Annotated in this window: 20 protein-coding genes; 10 read left to right on the forward strand and 10 right to left on the reverse strand. The window is 72.7% G+C overall.

From position 1 onward, the window contains the following. Positions 1–3: 3 nt before the first annotated feature. The 5 genes from CR162_RS08965 to CR162_RS08985 form a co-directional block, all read right to left on the reverse strand. A complete protein-coding gene (locus tag CR162_RS08965) occupies positions 4–708 on the reverse strand; it encodes an ABC transporter ATP-binding protein (RefSeq protein ID WP_099095205.1) in 705 nt (234 codons plus the stop codon). Further along, the gene (locus tag CR162_RS08970; protein ID WP_099095206.1) at positions 692–2509 is read right to left on the reverse strand and encodes a branched-chain amino acid ABC transporter ATP-binding protein/permease; all 1818 of its coding nucleotides are present in this window, start codon (positions 2507–2509) and stop codon (positions 692–694) included. Before CR162_RS08970 ends, CR162_RS08965 begins: the two co-directional genes overlap by 17 nt. 10 nt (positions 2510–2519) lie before the next feature. Continuing rightward, positions 2520–3395, reverse strand: a complete 876-nt coding sequence (locus CR162_RS08975; RefSeq protein ID WP_099095207.1) for a branched-chain amino acid ABC transporter permease — start codon at positions 3393–3395, stop codon at positions 2520–2522. A gap of 61 nt (positions 3396–3456) precedes the next feature. Then, positions 3457–4671 (reverse strand): ABC transporter substrate-binding protein, encoded by a 1215-nt coding sequence (locus CR162_RS08980; RefSeq protein ID WP_218014862.1) that lies wholly within the window; start codon positions 4669–4671, stop codon positions 3457–3459. Between the two features lie 40 nt (positions 4672–4711). Further along, on the reverse strand, positions 4712–5755 hold the full coding sequence (locus tag CR162_RS08985) for a zinc-dependent alcohol dehydrogenase (RefSeq protein WP_099095209.1): 1044 nt from the start codon (positions 5753–5755) through the stop codon (positions 4712–4714). A 223-nt stretch (positions 5756–5978) separates the two neighbouring features. Here CR162_RS08985 and CR162_RS08990 point away from each other — a divergent pair, with 223 nt between their 5' ends. Continuing rightward, positions 5979–6656, forward strand: coding sequence for a GntR family transcriptional regulator (locus CR162_RS08990; RefSeq protein ID WP_245870219.1), 678 nt, complete (start codon positions 5979–5981; stop codon positions 6654–6656). A gap of 37 nt (positions 6657–6693) precedes the next feature. Here CR162_RS08990 and CR162_RS08995 read toward each other — a convergent pair whose 3' ends face one another. After that, complete coding sequence (locus tag CR162_RS08995; RefSeq protein ID WP_245870220.1) at positions 6694–7068, reverse strand: HU family DNA-binding protein; 375 nt, start codon at positions 7066–7068, stop codon at positions 6694–6696. Between the two features lie 82 nt (positions 7069–7150). Here CR162_RS08995 and CR162_RS09000 point away from each other — a divergent pair, with 82 nt between their 5' ends. The 3 genes from CR162_RS09000 (at position 7151) to CR162_RS09010 (ending at position 10979) form a co-directional block, all read left to right on the forward strand. Further along, on the forward strand, positions 7151–8833 hold the full coding sequence (locus CR162_RS09000) for a dihydroxyacetone kinase family protein (RefSeq protein ID WP_099095212.1): 1683 nt from the start codon (positions 7151–7153) through the stop codon (positions 8831–8833). Positions 8834–9059: 226 nt separating this feature from the next. Continuing rightward, a complete protein-coding gene (locus CR162_RS09005) occupies positions 9060–9761 on the forward strand; it encodes a PRC-barrel domain-containing protein (protein ID WP_176559785.1) in 702 nt (233 codons plus the stop codon). Positions 9762–9767: 6 nt separating this feature from the next. Beyond that, complete coding sequence (locus tag CR162_RS09010) at positions 9768–10979, forward strand: MFS transporter (RefSeq protein ID WP_099095214.1); 1212 nt, start codon at positions 9768–9770, stop codon at positions 10977–10979. 53 nt (positions 10980–11032) lie between these two features. Here the strand turns inward: CR162_RS09010 and CR162_RS22335 are convergent, their stop codons facing one another. Further along, the gene (locus CR162_RS22335) at positions 11033–11197 is read right to left on the reverse strand and encodes a hypothetical protein (protein WP_176559786.1); all 165 of its coding nucleotides are present in this window, start codon (positions 11195–11197) and stop codon (positions 11033–11035) included. A gap of 454 nt (positions 11198–11651) precedes the next feature. On the opposite strand from CR162_RS22335, the gene CR162_RS09015 reads away from it, so the two are divergent. Together CR162_RS09015 and CR162_RS09020 are read left to right on the forward strand one after the other, a co-directional pair. Beyond that, the gene (locus CR162_RS09015; RefSeq protein WP_099095215.1) at positions 11652–11909 is read left to right on the forward strand and encodes a hypothetical protein; all 258 of its coding nucleotides are present in this window, start codon (positions 11652–11654) and stop codon (positions 11907–11909) included. A 216-nt stretch (positions 11910–12125) separates the two neighbouring features. Then, positions 12126–13310: a trans-sulfuration enzyme family protein gene (locus CR162_RS09020; RefSeq protein WP_099095216.1), complete on the forward strand. Its 1185-nt coding sequence runs from the start codon at positions 12126–12128 to the stop codon at positions 13308–13310. Between the two features lie 51 nt (positions 13311–13361). On the opposite strand, the gene CR162_RS09025 is transcribed toward CR162_RS09020, so the two are convergent. Further along, complete coding sequence (locus CR162_RS09025; RefSeq protein WP_099095217.1) at positions 13362–14327, reverse strand: alpha/beta hydrolase; 966 nt, start codon at positions 14325–14327, stop codon at positions 13362–13364. Between the two features lie 43 nt (positions 14328–14370). Further along, positions 14371–15321 carry a LysR family transcriptional regulator gene (locus CR162_RS09030; protein WP_099095218.1) on the reverse strand — a complete coding sequence of 317 codons (951 nt, stop codon included), beginning with the start codon at positions 15319–15321 and terminating at the stop codon, positions 14371–14373. A gap of 95 nt (positions 15322–15416) precedes the next feature. Between CR162_RS09030 and wrbA the strand changes: the two genes are divergently transcribed. Beyond that, a complete protein-coding gene (gene wrbA, locus CR162_RS09035) occupies positions 15417–16031 on the forward strand; it encodes an NAD(P)H:quinone oxidoreductase (RefSeq protein WP_099095219.1) in 615 nt (204 codons plus the stop codon). A 117-nt stretch (positions 16032–16148) separates the two neighbouring features. Further along, the gene (locus tag CR162_RS09040) at positions 16149–17093 is read left to right on the forward strand and encodes a ring-cleaving dioxygenase (RefSeq protein ID WP_099095220.1); all 945 of its coding nucleotides are present in this window, start codon (positions 16149–16151) and stop codon (positions 17091–17093) included. A gap of 21 nt (positions 17094–17114) precedes the next feature. Here CR162_RS09040 and CR162_RS09045 read toward each other — a convergent pair whose 3' ends face one another. Continuing rightward, positions 17115–18107, reverse strand: coding sequence for a P1 family peptidase (locus CR162_RS09045; protein WP_099095221.1), 993 nt, complete (start codon positions 18105–18107; stop codon positions 17115–17117). Positions 18108–18248: 141 nt separating this feature from the next. Between CR162_RS09045 and CR162_RS09050 the strand changes: the two genes are divergently transcribed. Together CR162_RS09050 and CR162_RS09055 are read left to right on the forward strand one after the other, a co-directional pair. Then, on the forward strand, positions 18249–19058 hold the full coding sequence (locus CR162_RS09050; RefSeq protein WP_099095222.1) for an ABC transporter permease: 810 nt from the start codon (positions 18249–18251) through the stop codon (positions 19056–19058). 31 nt (positions 19059–19089) lie between these two features. Beyond that, entirely contained in the window at positions 19090–20136 is a 1047-nt protein-coding gene (locus CR162_RS09055) for an ABC transporter ATP-binding protein (RefSeq protein ID WP_099095223.1), read from the forward strand. Positions 20137–20139 lie beyond the last annotated feature (3 nt).

Genomic DNA, 20139 nt, shown 5'->3' on the forward strand with positions numbered 1-20139 from the left:
GCCTCAGATGCCGAGATAGGCGCGGCGCACATGGTCGTCCCTCAGCAGGGTCGCGCCCGTGTCGGTCATGACGATCTCTCCATTCTCCAGCACATAGCCGCGGTCGGCGATGCTGAGGGTGCGGAAGACGTTCTGCTCGACGATCAGCACGGTGACGCCGGTGGCCACGATGCGCTCCACCACGTCGAACACCTGTTTGACGATGATGGGGGCGAGGCCGAGCGAGGGCTCGTCGAACATCAGCAGCTTCGGCCGCGACATCAGCCCGCGCGCGATCGCCACCATCTGCTGCTCGCCGCCCGAGAGCGAGCCGGCATGCTGCTCCAGCTTCTCCCGCACGCGCGGGAAGAGGTCCAGCACCTCGTCCATCGTCCGCGCCATGCGGTCGCGCGCATGCGGCGTGTAGGCGCCCATGCGGAGGTTGTCGCGCACCGTCATGAAGGGAAAGAGCTGCCGGCCCTCGGGGATCAGCGTGATGCCGCGGGCCACCACCTCGTGCGGCGGGAGGCGGCCGATATCCTCGCCCTCGAAGGTGATGCGGCCGGCGGTGGGCCGCACCAGGCCGGCAATGGTGCGCAGCGTGGTGGTCTTGCCCGCGCCATTGGCGCCGACGATGGTGACGACCTCGCCCGCGCCCACGGTGATGCCGATGCCGTGCAGGATGGTGGTGCGGCCATAGCCCGCATGCACCTCATGCAGAGTGAGCATGGACGAAATCCTCCCCCAGATAGGCCTCGATCACCACCGGGTCGCGCACCACCTCCTGCGGCCGCCCCTCGGCGATGACGCGGCCCGAGTTGAGCACCACCACGCGGTCCGAGAGCGCCATGATGGCCTGCATCACATGCTCGATCGCGATGACGCTGACGCCGCTGTCGCGGATCGCCTCGACCAGCCGGATGGCGCGCTGCACGTCGGTCTGGTTGAGGCCGGCCATCACCTCGTCGAGCAGCAGGATGCGCGGCTCCATGGCCATGACGCGGGCGATCTCCAGCCGCTTCAGCCCGCCGATGGTGAGGCTGCGCGCCTCCATGTCCTGCTGCGCCCAGAGGCCCATGGCGTGCGCCGTCTCCAGCGCCTTCTCGCGCGCCGCCGCGCGGCCGGGATGGTTGTGGAAGGCGCCGATCATGATGTTCTCCAGCACCGTCATCGCCGCGAAGGGCTGCACGATCTGGAAGGTGCGGCCGACGCCCGCGCGGGCGAAGGCGTGCGGTGTCGCCGGGCGGATGAAGCCCTCGCCCTCGACGCGCACGCGCACCGTGCCGCTCGCCGGCGCCAGGAAGCCGGAAAGCTGGTTGAACAGCGTGGTCTTGCCCGCGCCGTTGGGGCCGATGATGCCGAGCACCTCGCCCTGGCGCAGGGTGAGGCTGACATCCTGCGTCACCGCCAGCCCGCCGAAATGCTTGTGCAGGTGCTCGGCCACCAGGATCGGCTCGCCGATCCGGCGGCGGCCCGCCTCGCGCGGGGCGGCCGGCACGGAAGCGGGGGCGGCGGAGCCGGCTGTCTCGCCACGCTCCTCCGCCCCTCCCGCGGCGGGCGCCCGGCGGAACAGGCCCACCAGCCCGTCCGGCACGAAGAGCACGATCAGCACCAGCACCGTGCCATAAACGAAGCCGTGCAGCCCGAGCGCGGAGGCGCCGAGCCAGCCGCGCGCCAGTTCCGTCAGCGGCACCACCAGCAAGGTGCCGATCAGCGGGCCCATCACCGTGCCGATGCCGCCGATCAGCGCGAACATCGCGATCTGCACCGAGAAGGCGAGGGAGAACATCGCCTCCGGCTCGATGAAGGTGAGATACATGCCGTGGAAGGTGCCCACCATGGAGGTGAGCGCCGCCGAAAGGGCTACGGCCTGCAGCCGGACCCGCAGCGTGTCGACGCCCGCCGCCGCCGCCGCCGGCTCCCGCTCGCACGTCGCGACGAGGTAGTAGCCGAAGCGCGCATGGCGCAGCCAAGCGGTGACGCCGAGGGTCAGCGCGAGCAGGCCGAAGGCGATCAGCAGCGAGGGCCAGCGCTCGAAGAAGATCATCCACTCCCAGCCCGTCTGCAGCGGCACCATCAGCCCCACCGCGCCGCCGGTGAGGCCGGTGAAGTGCAGCGCCAGCAGCCGGATGACCTGCAGGAAGGCGATGGTGGCGAGCGCGAAGAAGGGCCCGCGCAGCCGGAAGCAGGGCAGGCCGATGGCGACCCCCACCATGGCCGATAGGGCGGCGCCCCCCAGCATGCCGAGCCAGGGCGAGATGCCGAGCGGCACCAGCAGCCCCGCCGTGTAGGCGCCGATGCCGTAGAAGATGGCGTGCCCGAGCGAAAGCTGCCCGGCGAAGCCGCCGACGATGTTCCAGGCCGTGGCGAGCGCGCCATAGAGGCAGATGGTGATGAAGACGTGGAAGACGAAGTCGTCGCCGATCAGCAGCGGCACGACGAAGAGCAGCGGCAGCAGCGCCAGGCTGGCCAGCATGCCGGGGCTCGGCCGGTGCTGCGCGCGGCGGGTGGGGAGGGCGCGGTCGCTCATGCGGGTTTCCTCATTCCGAGCCGCGGCCCAGGCCGAACAGGCCGGTCGGCCGGAACAGCAGGATCAGGATGAACAGCGCGAAGATCACCACCTCCTTGAGATCGGGGGCGATGTAGAAGGCGCTGAGGCTGTCCACGAGCCCGATCAGCAGCGCGCCGATGAAGGCGCCGTGCAGGCTGCCCATGCCGCCCAGCACCACCACCACGAAGGCGGTGAGCACGAAATAGGTGCCGACGGTGGGGGAGGCGGGGTAGATCGGCGCCACCAGCGCCGCCGCCAGCCCGACGCAGGCGGCGCCGATGCCGAAGGTGACGATGTAGATGCGCTTCACATCCACGCCCATCAGCTGCGCGGCGGCGCGGTGCTGCGCCGTGGCGCGGATGGCGCGGCCGAGATAGGTGCGCTCCATGAACAGGTGCAGCGCGGCCACGACGACGATGCCGCAGACGAACATGACGAGCTGCCCGATCAGGATGCGGAAGGGGCCGAGGGTGATCGATTCGCGCACGCCGCTCGCGGGCGTCGCGTAGAGATCGGCGCCGAACACCAGGAGGGCCAGGTTGATCAGCGCGGTGGAAAGGCCCACCGTCGCGAAGATCTGCACATGCGCGTCCCGCGCGTCGAGCAGCGGCTGCAGGATGAAGCGCTGGATCAGCACGCCGATGACGAACAGCACCAGCACCAGCGGTGGGGCCAGCACATAGGGGTGCAGGCCAAGCTTCACCGTGCCCAGCCACGTCAGGTACATGCCGACCATCAGCAGCTCGCCATGCGCGAAGTTGACCAGCCGGATGATGCCGAAGATCAGCGTCAGCCCGACGCTGATGATGGCGAACAGCCCGCCCAGCATCAGCCCGTTGATGACGAGCTGCACGAAGGTTTCCATGGACGCTCCTCTGGCCGTCGGGTGCGGGTGCGGGCGCCCTGATAGGCGCCCGCGGCCTTTCTCAGCGGCGCAGGCGCAGCTCGGATACCGCCGCCTCGGGCGGATAGACGGTGACGAGGCGCCCATCCTGCCATTGCAGGCCCATCATCTTGGCGCGCTCGTTCTGCCCGTCGGGGCCGAACTTCACGCCCCAGCCCTCCGGCGTGGTGCCGTCCGGCACGTCCACCGCCACGACGGCGGCGCGGATGTCGTCCGCGGCGAGGGACTTCGCGGCGGCGATGGCGTCGAGGAATACCTTGGCGCCGACATAGTTGCCCAGGCTGTGCCCGGAGCGCGGCTCCATGCTGTACTTCGCGCGATAGGCCGCGACGAACTCCTCGATGCCCGGCGCCGCCTTGGGGTTGATGGCGTACTGGGTGAAGTCGACGTTCAGCACGCCATCCATCACCTCCTGGCCCACCGCCTGCATCGTCTCGCGCAGCGAGTAGCCGCCGCCGCCGCCGATGATGGCGCGCGGCCTGAAATTCGCCTCGCGCGCCTGGCGGAAGAACAGCACCGTGTCGTTCTGGTAGGAGGTCTGCAGCACCACGTCGGCCTTCGCCGCCTGGAGCCGCAGGATCAGCGCCGACATGTCCACGATGTTGGCGGGGTAGGGCAGGGTCTCGACGATGTTCAGCCCCTGCTCCTTGGCGAAGCCCGCCTGGTAGCGGCCGACCGTGGTGCCGTAGAGGCTGTCCTCGTGGATGATGGCGACCCGCAGGTCCTTCGGCTCCACCGAGAAGGCGGGCGCGACGGACTTCACCACCATCTCGATCGAGCGCGCCGCCATGTCGCGCGCCGTGGGGTTGGTGCGGAACAGGTAGCGGAACTTGCGCTCGGTGATCGAATCCGAAACCGCGCCCAGTTCGAAATAGGGGATGCGCGCCAGCTCCGCCACCTGGCTCGCCACCTGGCTGCGGGCGGAGGAATAGGTGCCGAAGATGGCCTTCACCTGCGCCACCGAGATCAGCCGCCGCGCCTCGGCCACCGCCTGGTTGTTGTCCACCGCGTCGCCGCGCACCAGGGTGATCTTCTCGCCCCGGATGCCGCCCGCGGCGTTGCGCTCCTCCACGGCCAGCTCCAGCCCGCGCCAGCTCTCGTCGCCCAGCACGGCGAGCTCGCCGCTGAACGGATAGAGCGCGCCGAGCCGGATCTCCGCCTGCGCCGCGCCCGCCCCGAGGCCGATGCCGAGCCCGGCCACGAGGCCGAGCGCCATCCTGCGTGTCGTCCTGAACATTGTCGTTGTCCTCCCCATTCGTTGCGGCCCGCCGCGCGCTTCAGCCGTCGCCGGGCCGCAGCAGGATCTTCACGGCGTCGCGGCGGCGGGCCATCTCGAAGCCGCGCAGCCCCTCGCGCAGGGGCAGCCGGTGCGTGACCATCAGCCCGAGCTGCGCGCGGTGGCCAGGGTCGGCCAGCAGCGCCAGCACGCGCGGCCAGGCGGCCCATGTCGTGTCATGCGCGGCGCGGAGCTGGTGCTTGTTGCGCACCATGGCCGTCACCGGCAGCTCCAGCGGGCGGGAATGAATGCCGGTGATCACCAGCACGCCGCTGGAGCGCAGCACCGAAAGGCCGTCCGTGATCGAGGCGGTGACGCCGGTGGCCTCGATGACGCGGTCCGCCTTCTCGCCGAAGCAGGACCGCACCGCCTCGGCCATGCTCGTCTCGGCCAGATCGGCGGTGTGGGCGATGCCCATCCGGCGGGCGCAGTCCAGGCGCCGCGCATCGCCGAAGCCGGCGAGCAGCACCCGCGCGCCGCGCTGCTGCGCGATCCAGGCGATGCCGAGGCCGATCGGGCCTGGGCCCAGCACCAGCACGGCGTCGCCCGGCGTGATGGCGGCCACCTCCACGGCGTTGTCGGCGATGCTGAGCGGCTCGGACAGCGCGCCCATCTCGGCATCCACCCCTTCCGGCAGGCGGAAGCAATGCGAGGCGGGCGCCACCACCTGCGCGGCGAAGCCGCCATCGCAGTGCAGGCCGAGGATGCGCCGCGCCTGGCAATCCTGGTTGCGCCCCTCGCGGCAGGCGCGGCACCGGCCGCAGCCGATGGTGGGCCAGGCGGTGACCGCGTCGCCGATGGCGAAGCCCTCCACCCCCTCGCCCAGCGCCGCCACATGCCCGGCGAATTCGTGCCCCAGGGTGAGGGGCATGTGGGGGGCCATGAACTCGTAGCCCGGCGTCCACTCATAGGCGTGGATGTCGCTGCCGCAAATCCCGGCGGCGGCGACCCGGATGCCGATCTCGCCCGGGCCGGGCGGGGCGGGAGGGGGGATCTGGAGCGCTTCCAGCCCCGGGGCGGCGTTCGTCTTGCGCAGCGCCAGCATGGTTCAGCGGGATGAGGAGGTGGCGGCCGGCATGCCGGGCCGCCGCCCTTGGCGGCGCGGAACCATGCGGGGGGCGGCCTTCCGCGTGCCCGGCCTGATGCGCGGGACGATCCCCATGGACTTCTTCCTTCCCTGGTCACGACGCTTGTTATGCGTCATTTGATATAACAGTGGAGACGTTACGCGGGGCGTGTCAATCATGAACACCATGCGGGACCGGCCCATGGCTCCGGCGCCTGCCGCGGAGGGCCCCTTCCGCCGCATCTCGCGCGACAGCCTCAGCGAGCGCGCCTACCAGGAAGTTCGCTCGGCGCTGATGCTCAGCCGGCTGCGGCCGGGAGAGAGGCTGCTGCTGCGGCCCCTGGCGGCGCGGCTCGGCATCAGCGCCACGCCGGTGCGGGAGGCGCTGCTGCGGCTGGTCTCGGAACAGGCGCTGCTGATGGACGAGCGCGGAACGGTGGTGGTGCCCAGCATCGACCGCACGCGCTTCCTCGAGATCCGCGCGCTGCGCTGCCAGCTCGAGGGCCAGGCCGGGGCCGCCGCGGCCGCGCGCGCCGGGCCGGCCGAGATCGCGGCGCTGGGCGCGATCCATGCGCGGCTGGTGGAGGCCGAGGCGCGCGGCGACTTCCCCGCCGCCCTGCAATGCAACGAGCAGTTCCATTTCGGCCTGTGCCGGCTGGCCGGCCTGCCGGTGCTGCTGGGGCTTGTCGAGATTTTGTGGATGCAGTGCGGGCCGCTGCTCAGCCACCTCTATGCGGAGGGGGCGCGGAACCTGCCGCGGCATGGCCATCTGGAGGCGCTGGAAGGGCTGCGGCGGCGTGACGCGGCGATGGTGCGTGCCGCGGTGGTGCGGGACATCGAGGAGGGCGGCCGGCCGCTGCTGGACTTCCTCCGCCGATGAGGCCACCCCGCCCGCGCCTGGCGGACGGGGCGACGGCTCAGGCCTTGGCGGCCTTGCGCTTGTTCTTCTTCATCGCCGTGAAGGCGGCGTCGCGCAGCGCGGGGGAGGGCTTGAAGCGCACCGTGGCGCCGGCCTTCACCGCCACCTTCTCGCCCGTGCGCGGGTTCATCGCGGTGCGCTTCGGGGTTTCGCGCACGATGAAGGCGCCGAAATCGGGAATCGTGAAACGGCCGTTCTTCACGATCTCGCTCTTCATCGCTTCGATGATGTCGCCGGCCAGGGCATTCGCGCCCACGCCGGTGATCTCGATCGAATTCTGGATGGTATCGGCCAGAAACTTCTTCGACATTGGCTGCCCTTTCGCGGAAGGACCCACCCAAAGCACAGGCGGCGCCCGGCGTGAAGTCCTCATTGTGGCTGTTCCACAAAGAAACCGTCTTGATGGCGGTGCCGGCGCCGCCCAACCTTCGCCGCGCATGGAGGAGGGCCGCCCGATGAGGAAACTGATCAACGATCCGCGCCGCGTCGTGCGCGAGATGCTGGAGGGGCTGGTCGCGCTCTGTCCCGGGCAGGCGCTGCTGGCCGAGGCGGACGTGGTGGTGCGGGCCGTCCGCGCCGCGCCCGGCGCGCGTCCCGTGGCGGTGCTCTCGGGCGGCGGCGCCGGGCATGAGCCGGCCCATGCGGGCTATGTCGGGCCCGGCCTCCTGGATGCGGCGGTGACGGGCGATGTCTTCACCTCGCCCAGCACGGATGCGGTGCTGGCGGCGCTGCGCGCCGTGGCGGGGCCGGCGGGCGCGCTGCTGGTGGTCAAGAACTACACGGGCGACCGGCTGAACTTCGGCCTCGCCGCCGAGCTGGCGCGCGCTGAGGGCATTCCCGCCGAGATCGTCGTGGTGGCCGACGATGTCGCGCTCAGCGAAACCGTTCCGCCGGAGCGGCGGCGCGGCATCGCCGGCACGGTGCTGGTGCACAAGGTGGCCGGCGCCGCCGCGGCGCGGGGCCTGCCGCTGGCGGAGGTGGCGGCGGAGGCGCGGGCGGCGACCTCCGCCCTGGGCTCGATGGGTGTGGCGCTCGGCGCCTGCACCGTGCCCGCCGCCGGCCGCCCCGGCTTCGTGCTGGAGGAGGGCGCGGTGGAGCTCGGCCTCGGCATCCATGGCGAGCAGGGCGTCAGCCGCGAGACGCTGCGGCCGGCCGACGCGCTGGTGGAGACGATGCTGGAGCGGATCCTGGCCGATCTCGGCCTGGGGCGGGGCGCGCGGGTGGCGCTGCTGGTCAACGGCCTCGGCGGCACGCCGCCGATGGAGCTGGCGATCGTCGCCCGCGCCGCGCTGGCGGGGCTGCGCGCGCGCGGCCTCGTGGTGGAGCGCGCCTGGTGCGGCAACCATCTCACTGCCATCGAGATGCCGGGCTGCTCCCTTTCCGTCATGGCGGTGGACGATGCGCGGCTGGCGCTGCTCGATGCTCCGGCCAACGCCCCGGCCTGGACGGGCGATGGCCGCATCGGCCCGCCCGTCATCCTGCCCGCGCCGCCGCCCGCGGCCAGTGCGCCACCCGCCGCGCCCGGCCCGCTGGCGCCGGCGATCGCCGCGGCCATCGGCCGCGTCGCGGCGGCGCTGGAGGCGGCCGAGGACAGCCTGACGGAGCTGGACAGCGCGGCCGGCGACGGCGACCTCGGCATCAGCATGGCACGGGGCGCGGCGGCGCTGCGCGCCCTGCCGGACGGAGCCCATGCCAATCCCGCCGACGCGCTGGCCGGGGCGGGTCAGGCGCTGCGCCGCGCCATCGCCGGGAGCTCCGGGCCGTTCTACGCGGTGGGGCTGCTGCGGGCCTCGCGCCTCCTGGAAGGCCGGCCCAGCCCGGAGGCCGCCGAATGGGCCGCGGCCTTCCGCGCGGCGGTCGATGCCGTGGGCGAGCTGGGCGGCGCGCGGGCAGGGGACCGCACCATGCTGGATGCGCTGCTGCCGGCGGCCGAGGCCTTCGAGCGGTCGGCGGGGCAGGGCCTCGCCCAAGCCTGGGCCGCCGCGCTGGAGGCGGGCGAGGCGGGCCTGCGCGCCACGCGGGAGATGGCGCCGCGCCTTGGCCGCGCCTCCTATCTCGGCGCCCGGGCGGTGGGCACGCCCGATGCCGGCGCGGCGGCGGCGATGGTGTGGATGCGCGCCCTGGCGCGCCGGGACTGACCGGCGCGGCGGCGCGCGCCTTGCGCCGGGCGTGTTAAGCCGAACCTCCGGGTCAACCGGCACGCCCGCGCGCCGTTATGGTGAAGGGGGCGCGCCGGGCCGTTCTTTCCCGGTCCGCCCCCTCGGTCCGTCCCACCGATCCGCCGGGCCAGCAGCCTTGTTTCCGGAGCGCCGCATCGTGCCAATCCAGCCTTGTCCGGTCAGCCGTCCCGCCTGGCCGCCCGCCATGTTCCTTTCCCTGGTCCTGACCCTTCCCGGCCTGCCCGCGCTGGCGCAGGAGGCGGAAACGGCGAACGCGCCGCCGGCGGAACGCGAGACGCTTGCCAAGGGCACCACCTTCCGCCTGCTCGGGCAGGACGTGAAGGGGGCCACCGGCATCGTCGTCGGCCAGATGGTGAACGTGCTGGTGGACGAGGCGGGCCGGCCGCGCGCCGCCGTGCTGGACTATGGCGGCTTCCTGGGCGTGGGGCGGCGGCGCATCGCGGTGTCCTGGTCGGTGCTGCGCTTCACGGCGGGCGGCATCCACCTTTCGCTGAACCGCGATCAGCTGCGCAACTTCCCCGAATACAAGGAAGGGGAGGCGGTGCAGATGGCCCTGCCGCCCGCCGCCCCGGTCGCGGTGCCTCCCCCCGCCGCGCCACCGGCCGAGGCGGAAGCGCCCGCTCCGGCACCAGCCCCCGCACCAGCCCCCGCACCATCTCAGGCACCGGCCCCGGAGCCCGCCTTGGAAGCCGCCCCGCCGGCGGCTCAGCAGCCGGCGCCTGTTCCCGAGCCAGCGCCAGCGCCAGCGCCAGCGCCGGCGCCGCAGCCCGGCGGAGCGCAGGAGCGCGGCGAGGCGCGGGAGCCTGCCCCTGCCCCTGCCCCTGCCCCTGCCCCTGCCCCTGCCCCTGCCCCTGCCGCGCCGCCCGGCACCGGCAGGGCGGAATAGCCCCGCATGGCTGCCGAACGCAGCAGGCGCGGCCTGGACTGGCTGAACTTCTTCGTCGCGGACGTGCAAACAGGCTTCGGCCCCTTTGTGGCCGTCTACCTGACGACGCAGGCCTGGACCGAGGTACAGATCGGCTTCGCCCTCAGCCTGGGCACGCTCACGGCCATGATCAGCCAGGTGCCGGCGGGCGCCCTGGTGGATGCCGTGCGCGACAAGCGGCGCACCGCCATGCTGGCGCTGCTGGCCATCGCCATGGCCGCCATCCTGCTGGCGGCCTTGCCCTCCACCCTGCCCGTGCTGCTCTCGGAGGTGCTGCACGGCTTCGCCAGCTGCGTGCTGACGCCCTCCATCGCCGCCATCAGCCTGGCGCTGGTGGGCCGCGCGCGGCTGGGCGAGCGGCTCGGGCGCAACACGCGCTTCGCCGCGTTGGGCGGCGCCATCGCCGCGGGCGTGATGGGGCTGGTCGGCACCTACCTTTCTCCGGCCGCGGTGTTCTGGCTGACCGCGGCGCTGACGGTGCCGAGCCTGATCTGCCTCTCCAGCATCCGCCCCGACGATCTCTCCAGGCAGGTGGCGGCGGCGCGGGCCGAGCAGCAGGCGAAGGGGCGGGGGCTCGTGGATCTGCTGAAGGACCGCGGCATCCTGGTCTTCGCCGCCTGCTGCGCGCTGTTCACCCTGTCCAACGCGGCGATGCTGCCGCTGGCGGGCACGGCCGTCACGCGCCAGTCCGGCGACGAGGCGAGCCTGATCATCGCCGCCTCCATCGTGGTGCCCCAACTGGTGGTGGTGGCCATCTCGCCATCCGTCGGCTGGCTGGCGGAGGCGCGCGGCAGGCGGCTGGTGCTGCTGGCGGGCTTCAGCATGCTGCCGCTGCGCGGCGCGCTGCTGGCGCTGGTGGATGCCCCGATCGGGCTGGTCTTCGTGCAGGCGCTGGACGGCATCAGCGCCGCGACGCTGAACGTGATGCTGCCGCTGATCGCCGCCGACCTGACGCGCGGCACCAACCGCTTCAATCTCTGCATGGGCCTCTTCGGCCTGGCGGTGGGGATCGGCGGCACCATCAGCACCAGCCTGGCCGGCGCCGTGGCAAGCTGGATCAGCCCCGGCGTCGCCTTTGCCATGCTGGGCGTGATCGGCCTCCTGAACGTGCTGCTGGTGTGGCTGGCAATGCCCGAGACGCGGGAGGAGCTTCCCGAGGGCGCCGTTTCCCCCGCCTGAACGGGCGGCGGGCACGGAAAGGCCGGGAGGGAAAAACCCTCCCGGCCGCTCCGCTACTTCTCCTTCTGGTTCTTCAGAAGGTTTCCCACCTCGCCCGCGCCATGGTTCTTGCTGCCCGGCCGCGTCGTCTCGGCATCCTTGGTCTCGTTGCCGGTCAGCATGCTGGTCATCTCGCCGATCTTCGGCGCCGCGTCGGTCTTCTTGTCCTGCTCGGCCATGCGGGCCTCCTTTGCCAAGGGGTTGCGGAAGGAGAACCCGCGCGGCGGCTGGCCGGTTGCGGGCCGGAAAGCCAGGCCCTGACCCGGGCCTTGCTGCCCAGGCACCATTGTTGCCTACGGGAACAGGCTGACGCCGCAGCTTCCGCCATGCCGCCTGAGGGGAAGCGCTCAATAACGCAATTTCTGCCGTTGAATAACTTGAAAAAACGATCCTCATGTGTTGAATATGGGGGCGTCACCGGGCGGACTGGCCGCCCCGCGGGGATTTGACCCATGCAGCTTGCACCGCGTCACCAAACGCTAAAGCGCCCATCCTTCTCCGTTCTCGCCTGTGGCGAGCGGGCCGGGGCGCGCCGAATGCGCCGCTGTTGTCGCTGAACACGGCGGCACGGCCCGTTCCACCCGCTTCCACAGATGCATCGGGCGCCGCCGCCGCGCGGCGCGGAGAACACCCATGATCACTTCCCGTCCCGTCGACATCGCCGGCCGCTTCGTCGGCGTCGCCGTTTCTGGTCTCGATGGCTGGCACTTCAGGGCCGTCGATCCGCAGCTGGACGACATCGACGGTGCCCGCTTCAGCAGCCCGGCCGAGGCGGCCCGCGTCGCGCGCCTGCTGCTGGAGCGCGACCGTGGCGGCCATCGCCCGGCCGGCTCGCCGGCCACCGCGCCTGGCGCCGGCCCGCGGAAGGCCACGCCGCGCCCGGCTTGCTGAACGCGCCGGGCGCGGCCGGCGGCCGGGCCCGGGGGCTGGGCTCGGGGGCTGGGCATCGCGCACGCTCCGGGCTACCTGCCACCGGGCACCGCCCCCTGGCGCACCGGCGCAGGCCGCGGCCTTGGGGCACGCCGGATGTCGCGCAGGGCCGCGGGCCGCTGCGCCGTTGAGCAGGACGCGGGGTGCCCTGGCACCCCCGCGCCCGGAGGACGAAGCATGCGCCCCGCAACCCTGGCCATCCATGCCGCGGCACCCGCGCGCGAGATCGGCACGCCCGTCACGCCGCCGCTGGTCACCGCCACCAGCTTCCACACCGACCCCGACGCGATCGGCTTTTCCGCCAACGACCTCGGCGCGGAGGCGCCGCTGTTCTACACGCGCTGGGGCAACCCCACCGTGGCGCTGCTGGAGCAGCGCCTCGCGGCCCTTGAGGGCGGCGAGGCGGCGCTGGCCTTCGCCAGCGGCATGGCCGCCGCCGCCGGGCTGCTGCTGCACCGCCTCTCGCCCGGCAGCCACCTGCTGCTGGGCGATGTGTGCTATGCGGGCGTCGCCGAGTTCGCGCAGGAGACGCTGGCGCGCTACGGCGTGTCCGTCAGCACGGTGGACATGTCGGACCCTGGCGCCGTCGCCGCCGCCATGCGCCCCGAGACGCGGCTGCTGCATGTCGAGACGCCCGCCAATCCCATCCTGAAGCTGGCCGACATCACGGCGCTGGCCGGGATCGCCCATGCGGGCGGGGCGGAGCTTTCGGTGGATTCCACCCTGGCGACCCCGGTCGCCACGCGGCCGCTGGAGCTGGGCGCGGACTGGGTGGTGCATTCCCTCACCAAATACGCCTGCGGTCATGGCGACGCGCTGGGCGGCGCCGTCATCGGCCGCGCGGGCGGCATCGATGCGCTGCGCAAGGAGGCGGTGATCCATCTCGGTGGCGCCATCAGCCCCTTCGCCGCCTGGCTGATCCTGCGCGGGCTGGAAACGCTGCCCGCCCGCATGGCGCTGCACGAGGCCAATGCCGGCGCGGTGGCCCGCTTCCTGGAAGGGCATCCGCGCATCCGCCGCGTCTACTGGCCGGGGCTGGAGAGCCACCCGCACCACGCCCTGGCGCGGCGGCAGATGCGCAACTTCTCCGGCATGGTCAGCTTCTCGGCCGATGGCGACAAGGCGCTGGCCCGCCAGCTCGCCGCCCGACTGAAGGTCTGGACCTATGCCGTGTCGCTCGGCAAGGCGCAGAGCCTCGCCTTCCACATCCCGAGCGAGGACGTGCTGCGCGCCTCCTTCCGGCTGGAGGGGAAGGCCGCGCAGGCCTACCGGGACTGGACGGGGGAGGGGACCTTCCGGCTCTCGGTGGGGCTGGAGGACCCTCGGGACCTCATCGAGGATCTGGAGCGGGCGCTGGGCTGAGAACAGGAAAGGGCAGGGGAAGGAATTCCCCCGCACCCCATCCTTTTTCTGTCAGTTCGACGTGGGGAAAGTTTCGCGCAGCGCGGCGACCAGCTCGCGGCGGGCGGCGTTCGCCTTGGTCAGCAGCGCCGTCTGGCCGATGAAGCCGTGCGGCACCCCGGCATAGACGGTCATGCCGTGCGGCACGCCGGCCTCGGCCAGGCGCCTGCCGAGGTTCACCGTGTCGTCCAGCAGCGGGTCCAGCGCGGCGGCCTGCAGCAGCAGCCGCGGCAGGCCCCGCAGCTCGGCATGCAGCGGCGCGGCGCCGGCATCCTCGCGCGACGCGGGGTCCGGCAGGTAGCGCGACCAGAACCACTCCAGCCTCTCGGTGGACAGGCCGAAGCGGCCATCGCCCCGGTCGCGGTGCGAGGGCGTGTCGTGCCGGGCCGAGAGCATGCCGTAGATGACGACGCCCAGGGCGGGCAGGGGCTCGCCTGCGTCGCGCAGCCGCAGCAGCGCGTTCAGCGCCAGGTTGCCGCCGGCGGAGTCGCCGCCCACCGCCAGCCGCGCGCCGTCGATGCCGTGCGCGGCGCCGTTCTCCCGCAGCCAGCGCAGCGCTGCCAGCACCTGGTGGATGGCGGTGGGATAGGGGTGCTCCGGCGCCAGCGCGTAGTCCAGCCCGACCACCACCATGTCCGCCTCGTCGGCGATCTCGCGCTTCCAGCGGTCGAGCGAATCCAGGCTGCCCAAGGCGAAGCCGCCGCCATGGATGTGCAGGTAGACCGGGCGCGGCGCCGTGCCGCCACGCGGATGGTAGAGGCGCAGCCGCAGCGGCGGGGTGGCATTCTCCAGCACCACCTCCTCCAGCCGCTCCATCTGCGGCCCGCCCGCGTTGAGGAAGGCCTGGAAGGCCTGGGTGCTGGCCCGCGCCGCCTCGACCGGCTGCGTCAGCACGTCGCCGCTCGCCACCCCCGCCTCGCGGCAGCGGGCCTGGGCGGCGGCGACCTCGGCATCGGGCACAAGGCTGGTGGCGCTCATCGGGCTCTCCTCGCATCCGGGGCATTCGGCGCCCCCTTTCCGCTCAGCCTGCCGTGGATGCGCCCGGCTGGAAAGACGTGTCCCATGCGAAGGGCTCGCGGATGCGCGCGGCGAGATAGTCGAGCAGCCGGCGCGTCTTCAGCGGCAAGGCGGGCGTGGGCGGATAGACGAGCTGGATCACGTCCGGCACCGGCTCCCAGCCGGGGATCTCCACCCGCACCAGCGCTCCGCGCCGCAGCGCGTCGTGCAGCAGGAAGGTGGGCAGCACCACAAGCCCGATCCCCGCAATGGAGGCATCCAGCAGCGCCTCGCCGCTGTTGGCGGTGAGCCGGCCGCGCAGGATCAGCGAGCGCGGCTCGCCCTCCGCCTCCCCCGCGGGGGCGAAGCGCCAGAGATGCCCCACCGTGGAATTGGCGTAGCCGAGGCAGGAATGCCCGGAAAGATCGTCCAGCACCGCCGGCAGCCCGTGCCGCGCCGCGTAGTCCGGGCTGCAGCAGAGGGCCCGGCGGCTCAGCCCCAGCCGCCGGGCCCGCAGCGCCGAATCCGCCAGCCGCCCGATGCGCAGCGCCAGGTCGTAGCCGCCGCCGAGCAGGTCCACCTGCCGGTCATCGAGGTCGAGCGACACCTCGATGCGCGGATACTCGGCCATGAAGGCGGCGACCAGCGGCCCGAGCTGCCGGCTGCCGAAGCTCAGCGGCGCGGCGAGCCGCAGCAGCCCCTGCAGGGCGCCGGATTGCGCCATCACCGCATCGGCCACCGTGTCGAGCTGCGCCAGGACGGCGCGGGCGCGCTCAGCCAGCAGGGCACCCGCCTCGGTAGGCGAGACGTGGCGCGGCGCGCGGTGCAACAAAGGGGTGGCGAGCTGCGCTTCCAGCTGCGTCACCCGCTTGCTGACCACCGACTTGGCCAGGCCGAGCCGGGCCGCGGCGGCGGTGACCGAACCGCTGTCCACCACCTGCACGAAGGTGGCGAGGGCATCCACATCAGGGCGCATCGTTCGCGGATAGCGAACGGAGCGTTTCCCGGCAAGCCGTTGCCGTCCCGGCCGCGCGAACGCAACTTGGGGCCAACGCAAAGGAGCACCACGCGATGAGCAAGATCCTGGTCCTGTACTACTCGACCTACGGCCACATCGAGACCCTGGCCGGCGCCATCGCCGAGGGCGCGCGGCAGGTGCCCGGCACCGAGGTGGTGGTCAAGCGCGTGCCCGAGACGGCGCCGATGGAGGTCGCCAAGGCCGCCCACTTCAAGCTGGACCAGGCGGCCCCCATCGCGACCGTGCAAGAGCTGCCGGAGTACGACGCCATCATCATCGGCACCCCCACCCGCTATGGCCGCATGGCCTCGCAGATGGCGAGCTTCCTCGACCAGACGGGCGGGCTGTGGTTCCAGGACAAGCTGGTGGGCAAGGTGGGCTCGGTCTTCACCTCCACCGCCAGCCAGCATGGCGGGCAGGAGACGACCATCATCTCCACCATCGTCAACCTGATGCATTTCGGCATGACGATCGTGGGCCTGCCCTACAGCGAGAAGCGCCTGACGGATGTCACCACCGTGAATGGCGGCACGCCCTACGGCGCCTCCACCATCGCCAATGGCGACGGCTCCCGCCAGCCCAGCGAGGCCGAGCTGGAGATGGCCAAGTTCCAGGGCCGCCACGTGGCCGAGGTGACGGGCGCTCTGGTGCGCGGCCGCGCCGGCTGAACCGAACGGCCCGCCAGGGGCAACTCCCCCCCCCGCGCCTCTGGCGGGCCACATCCCACCCTCGCCCCCCCTCCGGCCCGCGACCGGAGGCCGTGACAGCGGAAAGGAACCCCCACCATGCAACTGCACGGCATCCACCACCTGACCGCCGTCTCGGCCGATGCCCGGGGCAACCACGCCTTCTACACCGGCCCCATGGGCATGCGGCTGGTGAAGAAGACCGTGAACCAGGACGACACCAGCGCCTACCACCTGTTCTATGCCGATGGCGAGGCGAGCCCCGGCACCGACCTCACCTTCTTCGAATGGCCGGTGGAGCGCGAGCGGCGCGGCACCGCCAGCGTCACCCGCACCGGGCTGAGGGTGAATGGCGAGGCGGCGCTGGCCTACTGGGCCGAGCGGCTGGCGCGGAACGGCGCGACGCCGGGTGCGGTGCGCCAGATCGACGGCCGGCTGCAGCTCGACTTCGAGGATTTCGAGGGGCAGCGCCTGGCGCTGGTCGATGACGGCGGCGCCGGCCCCGCCCACCCCTGGGCGCGCAGCCCCGTGCCGGCGGAGCACCAGATCCGCGGCCTCGGGCCCATCACCATGAGCGTGGCGGAGCTCGCCCCCTCCGAGGCCTTCGCGACGGAGGTGATGGGCATGCGCCGCGCCCGCGCCTACCAGTCGGACGACGCCGATCCCGTCACGGTGCATGTGTTCGAGATGGGCGAGGGCGGCCCCGCCGCCGAGCTGCACATGCGGGTGGAGCCGCATCTGCCGCGCGCCCGGCAGGGTGCCGGCGCCGTGCACCATGTGGCCTTCCGCATCCCCGATGCCGATTACGGCGCCTGGGTGGACCGCTTCAACCGCTACCGCCTGCGCTCCAGCGGCCCGGTGGACCGCTTCTACTTCCGCAGCCTCTACATCCGCGAGCCGGGCGGCATCCTCTACGAGATCGCGACCGACGGCCCGGGCTTCGACGCGGACGAGCCGAAGGAGGCGCTGGGCGAGCGCCTAGCCCTGCCGCCCTTCCTGGAGCCGCGGCGCGCCGACATCGAGCGCGGCCTGAAGCCGCTCTGATCCTGGCGCGGCGGCGGCCGGTCAGCCGCCGAACCGGTCTCGCCATGAAGGTTGCGCGCCCGCCCAGGGCAGCGCCGTGGCCGCGTGGACGCCGCGCGCGATGGCCCGCGCCATCACCAGCGTCGCCAGGTGGCCCAGCGCGGCGAGGTCCGCGCCGGGCCGCGCGCCGGTGGCCGCGGCGAAGACCGTGTCCCCGTCCGTGGGAGCGTGGGCGGGCAGCACGGCGCGCGCCAGCCCGTCATCGGCCATGATGGCCAGCCGCTTGGCCTGGGCCTTGCTCAGCACCGCGTCCGTCACCACCAGCCCGATGGTGGTGGCGGTGGGCGCGCCGCCCTTCAGGCGCGGCCGCAGGTCATCGGGCGTGAAGCGCCGCGGCAGGCCAAGGCCGCCGAACTCCGCCCCCTCCTCGAAGGGCGCCGCCCAGAAATGCGGGCCGTCCCCCACCAGCGGCGAGCCCACCGCGTTGACCGCCACGATGGCCGCCACGCGGTGCCCGCTGGCGGTGACGCCGCTGGCCGAGCCGAGGCCGCCCTTCACCGTGGCGGTGGTGGCGCCCGTGCCGGCGCCGACGCTGCCGAGCGCGAAGCCGCCCGGCGCCGCCGCCCGCGCCGCCGCGTAGCCGAGGTCGCGATAGGGCGGGAAGCGGCCCCAGTCCTTGTCGCCGCCATTGAGCAGGTCGAACAGGATGGCCTGCGGCGCCAGCGGAATGGGCAGCCCGGCGAAGACCTGCCCGCGCCCCTGCTCGCGCAGCCAGGCCTGCACCCCGCCCGCCGCGTCCAGCCCGAAGGTGGAGCCGCCGGAAAGCACGATGGCATCGACCCGCTCCACCGTGGCGTCGCCGCCGAGCAGGGCGGTATCCCGCGTGCCGGGGGCGCCGCCGCCCACATGCACGGCGGCGATGGTGGGGCGGTCGAACAGCACCGCGGTGACGCCCGAGCCGAGCCGCTGGTCGGTGGCGTGGCCCACGGCCAGGCCGGGGATGTCGGTCAGCAGGTTCAGGGCGGAAGCGGTCATGGCGGCATGATGGCGCGCGCGGCGCGGCTTGCAAACCGGCGCAATGTCTGCGACGTCGCGGCGACCATGGCCGGCACGGATGCGGCGCCCTCGACGCGGGGGGCCCGATCCGGGCAGGTTATGGCCTGGAGGTCCAACCGCATGCTTCTGCCCGCTCCCCGCCGCCTGCTGTTCCACGCAGCGATCGGTGCGGCCTTTCTGCTGATGCTGGCGCCGGTCGCGATGGTGATGATCATCAGCGTGTTCCGGCAGGAGATCGTCAGCTTTCCGCCGCCCGGCCTGACGCTGGAATGGTACGTGAACGCATGGGCGCGGCAGGAATTCGCACGCGGCTTCCTCACCAGCCTGCAGGTGGCGCTGCTGGCCACCGCCATCGGCGTGCCGCTGGGCACGGCGGCGGCGCTGGCCCTGCAGCGCAGCGCCATCAAGGGCAAGGGCGCGCTCAACACCCTGCTGCTGGGGCCGCTCGCGGTGCCCGGCGTGGTGGCGGGCACCGCGCTCTACATGTTCTACCTGCGCGCGGAGTTCTGGCTGGACCGCGACCTGACGGCGACGCTGGAAGGCCTCGTCGCCGCGCATGTGCTGCTCACCATTCCCTGGACGGTGCGGCTGGTCTCGGCCAGCCTGCAGGGGCTGGACCGCACGGCGGAGGAGGCGGCGGCCAATCTCGGCGCGCGGCCGCTCACCGTGTTCCGCCGCGTGACGCTGCCGATGCTGCGGCCGGGCATCGTCGCCGCCGCGCTGTTCTCCTTCATCCAGAGCTTCGAGAACCTGGAGCTGACGCTGCTGCTGGTGGGGCCGGGCCGCACCACCCTGCCCGTCGCCATGCTGAGCTACCTCGAGTTCCGCATCGACCCGACGCTCGCCGCCGTGGCCACGGTGCAGATCCTGCTGGTAGCCGGGCTGATGCTGATCACCGATCGCTTCGTGAAACTGTCGAGGGTCGTCTGACCGTGCCACACCACGCCGAGGATAATCACTGATGGGCAGCCTGGTGCTGGAGGCGCTGAGCAAGCGCTATGGCTCATCCACCGCGGTGGAGCGGGTCGATCTGGAGGTGGCGCAGGGCGAGATGGTGGCGCTGCTCGGCCCCTCGGGCTGCGGCAAGACGACGACGCTGCGCATGGTGGCGGGCTTCATCCCGCCGAGCGGCGGCCGCGTCCTCATCGGCGGCCAGGACGTGACGCGGGCGCCGCCCTATGCGCGCGACACGGGCATGGTGTTCCAGTCCTACGCGCTGTTTCCGCATATGAGCGTGGCGCAGAACGTCGCCTTCGGGCTGGAGATGCGCAAGGTGGGCCGCGCCGAGCGCGATGAGCGGGTGATGGAGGCGCTGCGGCTGGTGCGGCTCGACCACCTGGCCGACCGGCTGCCGCGCCAGCTCTCGGGCGGGCAGCAGCAGCGCGTGGCGCTGGCCCGCGCGCTGGTGGTGAACCCGGCCGTGTTCCTGCTTGACGAGCCGCTCTCCAACCTCGACGCCAAGCTACGCGGCGAGGTGCGGATGGAGATCCGCGCGCTGCAGCAGCGCCTGGGCCTGACCACCCTGATCGTGACGCACGACCAGGAGGAGGCGCTGACCATGGCCGACCGGCTGGTGGTGATGGAGCGCGGCCGGGTGCGGCAGGTGGGCACGGCCGAGGAGCTCTACGAGCATCCGGCCGATCCCTTCGTCGCCGGCTTCGTCGGCCGCTGCAACCTGGTTTCCGGCCGGCTGGAGGGGGGTGGCTTCCGGGCCGAGAGCGGCGCGCTGCTGCGCTGCGACAGCACGGGCGCGCCGGCCGATGCCGCGCTGCTGGCGCTGCGGCCGGAGCGGATCCGCCTCGATCCGGACCCGGCGGGCGAGGCGCGTATCACGGCCGTGACCTATCTCGGCGCGCAGACGGAGTATCATGTCGAGCAGCGCGGCACGACGCTGCTGGTGACGCGCCCCACGCCGCCGCTTGGCGACCCGATGCGGCGCCTTGCCGTGGGCGATGCCGTGGTGCTGAGCTGGGACGCCGCCGCGGTGCGGCTGCTGCCGGCCGCCTGATGG

The organism is Teichococcus rhizosphaerae (genome assembly GCF_002631185.1).
In the GTDB taxonomy this organism is placed as follows: domain Bacteria; phylum Pseudomonadota; class Alphaproteobacteria; order Acetobacterales; family Acetobacteraceae; genus Pseudoroseomonas; species Pseudoroseomonas rhizosphaerae.